This is a genomic window from Planomonospora alba (genome assembly GCF_039534085.1).
In the GTDB taxonomy this organism is placed as follows: Bacteria; Actinomycetota; Actinomycetes; order Streptosporangiales; family Streptosporangiaceae; genus Planomonospora_B; species Planomonospora_B alba.
In genome coordinates, this window is the sequence record NZ_BAAAUT010000120.1 from 1 (window position 1) to 5,211 (window position 5,211).

Annotated in this window: 5 protein-coding genes and 1 pseudogene; 4 read left to right on the forward strand and 2 right to left on the reverse strand. The window is 76.9% G+C overall.

What is annotated here, in order from left to right; all coding sequences use genetic code 11:
• The coding region (locus tag ABD823_RS34005) for a hypothetical protein (protein WP_344867002.1) at nt 1-1,502 on the forward strand (1,502 nt) is incomplete at its 5' end.
• A gap of 61 nt (nt 1,503-1,563) precedes the next feature.
• Here ABD823_RS34005 and ABD823_RS34010 read toward each other — a convergent pair.
• On the reverse strand, nt 1,564-2,139 hold the full coding sequence (locus ABD823_RS34010; RefSeq protein WP_344867004.1) for a hypothetical protein: 576 nt from the start codon (nt 2,137-2,139) through the stop codon (nt 1,564-1,566).
• Between the two features lie 59 nt (nt 2,140-2,198).
• Here ABD823_RS34010 and ABD823_RS34015 point away from each other — a divergent pair, with 59 nt between their 5' ends.
• Both ABD823_RS34015 and ABD823_RS34020 read left to right on the forward strand, forming a co-directional pair.
• Nucleotides 2,199-2,672 carry a MarR family winged helix-turn-helix transcriptional regulator gene (locus ABD823_RS34015; RefSeq protein ID WP_344867006.1) on the forward strand — a complete coding sequence of 158 codons (474 nt, stop codon included), beginning with the start codon at nt 2,199-2,201 and terminating at the stop codon, nt 2,670-2,672.
• Between the two features lie 44 nt (nt 2,673-2,716).
• Nucleotides 2,717-3,550, forward strand: coding sequence for an MBL fold metallo-hydrolase (locus ABD823_RS34020; RefSeq protein ID WP_344867008.1), 834 nt, complete (start codon nt 2,717-2,719; stop codon nt 3,548-3,550).
• Between the two features lie 19 nt (nt 3,551-3,569).
• Here ABD823_RS34020 and ABD823_RS34025 read toward each other — a convergent pair whose 3' ends face one another.
• The gene (locus tag ABD823_RS34025; protein ID WP_344867010.1) at nt 3,570-4,781 is read right to left on the reverse strand and encodes an ROK family transcriptional regulator; all 1,212 of its coding nucleotides are present in this window, start codon (nt 4,779-4,781) and stop codon (nt 3,570-3,572) included.
• A gap of 55 nt (nt 4,782-4,836) precedes the next feature.
• Here ABD823_RS34025 and ABD823_RS34030 point away from each other — a divergent pair.
• Nucleotides 4,837-5,211: pseudogene (locus ABD823_RS34030) on the forward strand (hypothetical protein); the annotation flags it as partial.

Consider the following 5,211-nt stretch of genomic DNA (forward strand, 5'->3'; position numbering starts at 1 on the left):
TCGTGACGCTGCTCCTGCTCGCCGCGGGGGTCGCCGCGGCGGTGGCGGTCGCCGGAGGGAGCGGGACGCCCGCCCGTAGCGGCGACGCCGTCGTCCTGAAGTTCTACGACGCCGCCGGCGAGGGCGCCGAACTGACCGGCGAGGCCGTCAAGAAGGTGATGCACGGCAGCGGCGGCGGTGACAGCGACGCGCTGGTCGACCCGGCGACCCTCCAGGTGGTGACGGAGTGGCCGCTCTACTCCGGCGGCACGCCCGGCCGCTGGCGCTTCGACGTGCCGGGCCGGGCGGTGGCCTTCGCCGTCAACTGGCCGACCTCGCGCGGCTACTCCACCGTGATCGTCGACAACGGCGGCACCGGCTTCACCGGCCGGGGGACCGTCGTCTTCAACCACCAGGCGGCGCTCGACGCCAAGCGCAGGCTCGACGCGGCGCTGGCCGTACGGCCCGGCTACCGGCGCTCGGCGGACTTCGAGCGCGCCTACGCCACGGCCGCCGCCGAACTGGACCGGGCCCGCGCCGCCTCCACCGACGCCGGGCGCGGCGGGCACGGCCAGCGCGCGCTGGACGCGGTGCACACCGCGACCGACCTGATGCTCGCCGAGTACGGCCCCGCCTCCGCCGCGGCGCGCGGCGCCGAGACCTGGACGGGCCTGACCGTGGCCGACGTCGCGACGCGGGTGCCGTGGCCGGGGCTCGCCAGGTGGCTGACCGGATCGCACGGCTGGGTGCGGATCGTCTTCGAACCGGCCCGGGACGGGGGCGATCCGGAGCACTACCGGGCGGCGGTGCGGGCCGCCCGCGCCGCCGGGCTGAAGGTGCTCGGCCAGCCGGTGGACTCGGCCTTCGCCCGCGGGCACAGCCGCGCCGCCTACCTGGCACGGGTCAGGGCCTACGTCGACGCCTACCCGGAGATCGAGGCCTGGGAGGTGGCCAACGAGGCCAACGGCTGCTGGGTGGACGGCGGCTGCCAGGGCGGGAGGGCGGTCGCGGCGGACGACCGGATCGCGAACAAGATCGCTGATGCGGCCGCCTACGTGCGCGCGACCCGGCCGCGGGCCCAGGTCGTCGTGACGCTCTACTGGCAGCTGGGCACCGACGCCGCCCGGTGGTCGGTCTTCACCTGGGCCCGGGAGAACCTGCCCGCCGCGGTCCGCGCGGACATCGACGTGGTCGCGCTCTCCGTCTACGCCGAGGACGCGCCGCTGGGGCTCGCCTTCGACCAGGTGATGACCGCCCTGCACGCCGAGTTCCCCGGCCTGCGGATCGCCCTCGGCGAGCTCGGCTACTGGTCCGAGGACACCACCAGGGCGTACTGGGCGTTCGACCCGGGCGACCCCGCGGCGGCCCGGCGGGCGCTGGCGGCCCACTACTACGCGGCGGCGCTCGGCTACGAGTGGAGCGTGGGCGGCGGCTTCTGGTGGTACTTCGTCGAGGAGGTGCCCGGCGACGCCGGGCTGCAGACGGCGATCCGCGACGTGGCCGGGCGGCTGGGCACCCTGTGACGCCCCGTGCCGCCGCCCGGCCGTCCCCGTGGCGGCCGGGCCCGGTGACGGCCCGCGGCGGTCAGCCCCGCACCGGGGAGCGGCCCGCCAGGTACAGCTCCCGCGCCACCCCGACCATCCAGACGAACGTGAAGGCGATGACCGTGGGGTTCTTCACCGAGACGAGGACGGACGCCACGAGCTCGCGGTCCTGCGCGGCGACCCAGTGCGCGACGGCCAGGTTCGGCAGGATGTCGAACACGGTGAAGGCCGCCCCCAGGACGAGGAACTGCACGGCGAACTCGCCCCGCCTCCGGTCGAGTCCCGCGGCCAGCCGTTCCCACAGGCCCCCCTCGCCGGCCCCCCGCTCCCCCGACCCCCGCTCGCCCGCCCCCGCCTCGTGCTCCCCCGCCGCGCGCCCGTCGGCGACCGCCAGGCGGACGATCACGTACAGCAGGAGCAGCCGGGCGGCCCCGGTGAGCGCCTCCCCGCCGGCCCCGGCGGCGGCCGGCAGCTCCTCCCCCCAGCGCACGGCGACGAAGCGCTGGACGGTCGGGACCATGGAGAGCGCGGAGACGGCCCACAAGTGCCGCAGGTGGAAGCGTGCGCCCCAGACCGCCGCGGCACGGGCGAGCCGGAGTCCTGAGAGGATGACCATGCCGCCAGAGTACTTCGATAGAATGAAATATCCAATGAATTGAAGTGATTGGAGCCGGAATGGACGACGGTGCCGAGCTGGGCTGGGAGCTGAGCACGGCGATCGTGCTCTTCCACGAGGCGGTCGCCCGCCGCCTGGGGCTGAGCGCCGCCGACCACAAGGCCCTCGGGCTGGTCACGCGGAACGGCCCGCTCCCCGCCGGAGCGCTCGCCGCCGAGCTCGGGATCGGCGCCAGCGCGGCCACCGCGCTGGTCGACCGGCTGGAGCGGGCCGGATACGTGCGCCGGGTGCCCGATCCGGCCGACCGCCGCAGAGTGCTCGTCTCCGCCGAGACCGGCCACCGGCCCGACCTCGGCGCCGTCTTCGCCGACCTCGGCCGGGAGATGACCGCCCTGATGGGCAGATACGACGAGCGCGAGCTGGCGGCCATCGTCGACTACCTCACCGGGGCGATCGCGATCCTGCGGGCGCAGACGGCCCGCCTGGCCGAGGACACGCCTCCCGGGCCCGGAGCCGGACCGGCACGCCGGTGAGATCATGGCCGGGTGACCGCAGTGACGCCGTCCGGGGAGGCGCCGTGAACGATCTGCCCATCTGCGTGACCTGCGGGGTCCAGTACGGCGCCCCGCGCGAGAACTGCCCGATCTGCGAGGACGAGCGGCAGTACGTCGGCTGGGAGGGCCAGCGCTGGACCTCCCTGAACGAGCTGCGCGCCCGCGGCCACCGGATGCGCATCGCCGAGGAGGGCCCCGGGGTGGTCGGCATCGGCACCGACCCGGCCACCGCCATCGGCCAGCGGGCGCTGCTGGTGCGCACGCCCGCCGGGAACGTGCTGTGGGACATGGTCAGCCACCTCGACGACGACCTGATCCGCGAGGTGAACGAGCTCGGCGGGATCGACGCGATCGCGATCAGCCACCCGCACTTCTACGGCTCGATGGTCGAGTGGGCGCACGCCTTCGACGCGCCGGTCCACATCCACGCCGCCGACGCCGAGTGGGTCGCCCGGCCGGACGACTCGGTGGTGTTCTGGGAGGGCGGGACGCTGGAGATCCTCGACGGGCTGACGCTGGTCAACGCGGGCGTGCACTTCGCGGGCGGCCAGGTGCTGCACTGGCGCGACGGCGAGGACGGGCGGGGCGCGCTGCTGTCCGGGGACATCCTCCAGGTGGTCTCCGACCGCCGCTGGGTGAGCTTCATGTACAGCTATCCGAACCTCATCCCCGAGCGCCCCCGGACGATCCGCCGCGCGCTGTCGCTGCTGGAGCCGTACCGCTTCGAGCGCGTCTACGGCGGCTGGTGGAAGCGGATCGTGCACACCGACGGCGCCGAGGCGGTCCGCCGCTCCGCCGACCGCTACCTCTCCTTCGCCCTGGACGACTCCGGGCCGGAGCCGTCCGGCCCGCGCTGAGAGGCGCCCGGCTCCCCGCTCAGCCGGTGCGCTCGGCCGCCCACGCGCTGAGGCCCTCCTCGGTGAGGACGTGGTCGAGCCCGGCGGCCGCGGCCCCGTGCAGCGCCCCGTCCCCGCCCAGCACGGCGGCCACCACGGGCGGCGGGGCCGGACGCCGGAAGCGCATCAGCCCGCCGGTCAGGGCCGCGCCGAACTCGGGGGCGGCCGCGGTGCGCAGCGGCTCGGCGAACCCGCCGAGCGTGACGACGCCGGGGTCGAAGGCGTTGATCAGTCCGGCGAGGCCGCGGCCGAACGCGCTCGCGGCGCGGCCCACCGCGGACCGCACGGCCGCGTCCCGCTCCGCCGCGGCCAGGGCCGCCTGCGCGTAGCTGCGCGGGTCGGGGGGCGGGGGCTCCCCGAGGTGGCGGGCGATGGCCCGGCCGTCGACGGTGAGGTCCCAGCACCCCGACGCGCCGCACGGGCAGCGCAGCGCGGGGTCGCCGAACGGCAGGTGGCCGAACTCGCCCCCGGCGCCGGTCGCGCCCGTGACGGGGCGGCCGTCCACGACCAGGGTGCCGCCCACGCCGACCTCGATCGTGACGTGCAGCGCCGTACCCGCCCCGGCGGCGGCGCCGTAGCGGGCCTCGGCGGCGGCGGCCAGCGCCTCGTCGTTGCCGACGAACAGCGGCAGGCGCGGGTCCGGCAGCAGCGCGGCGAGGTCCACCGCGTCCCAGCCCAGCACCGCGGACTGCACGACGCCGCCGTGCCCGACGGTCGCGGCGACGGCCACCGACACGGCCCGGACCCGGCCGCCGTGGCGCCGGTGGACGCGCCGCACCGCCGCCGCGATCGCGGCGGCCACCCGGCCGGGCTCGCGGTCGCCGTGCGTGGCCGCCTCGGCGACGTGCGGCCTGCCGTCGAGCGCGGCGACCGCGAGCCGCCAGTCCTCCTGCCGGAGGTCGACCGCGACGACGAGCGGGCCCTCCGGATGGGGGTGCAGCACGGTCGTCGGCCGCCCCCGCCCGGAGGCGGCGGCCGGGGTCTCGGCGAGCAGCGCCAGCTCGCGCAGGCGCGCGGTGATCTCGGTGGCCGAACCGGTGGTCAGGCCGAGCCGCTGCGCCACGCCCGCCCGGGTGACGCCCGGCTCCCGGCGCATCTCCTCCAGCACCGCCAGCGCACCGCGCCAGCGGGCGTCCCGCGCGCGCACCGACGGCGGGCGCCCGGACGGCGTACGGCCTGCGGGGCTTGCCACGGGTACGGCCACCTCCTTTATGCTCGGGCCACGAGTTTATCGGAGGGGGACATCCGTGCGGCGGAGATCGGATCCCGGGACGGTCACGGCACGGGGCGGGGACGGGGCGGCGAGGGAGCGGCGGCGGATCGTCCGGCAGGTCGGGCTCGCGCAGGCCGCGCTCGGGTTCACCGTCAACAGCCTCGGCGCGTGCCTGGTGCTGCTCGCCCGCGACCTCGGCACGCCCCCCGGTGACCTGGCCTGGCTGTCGTCGTCCTTCGGAGCCGGTCTGCTGCTCGTCGGGGGCGCCGGACGGCTGGTGCTCCGGCCGGGTCCGCGGCCCGCCCTGCTGGCCGCCGCCCTGCTCGCCGCCGCCGGGGCCGCGCTGCTCGGCACCGCGCCGGCCGCGCCGGACGCCGCCGTCGGCGCGCTCCTGCTGGGCCTGGGGGCG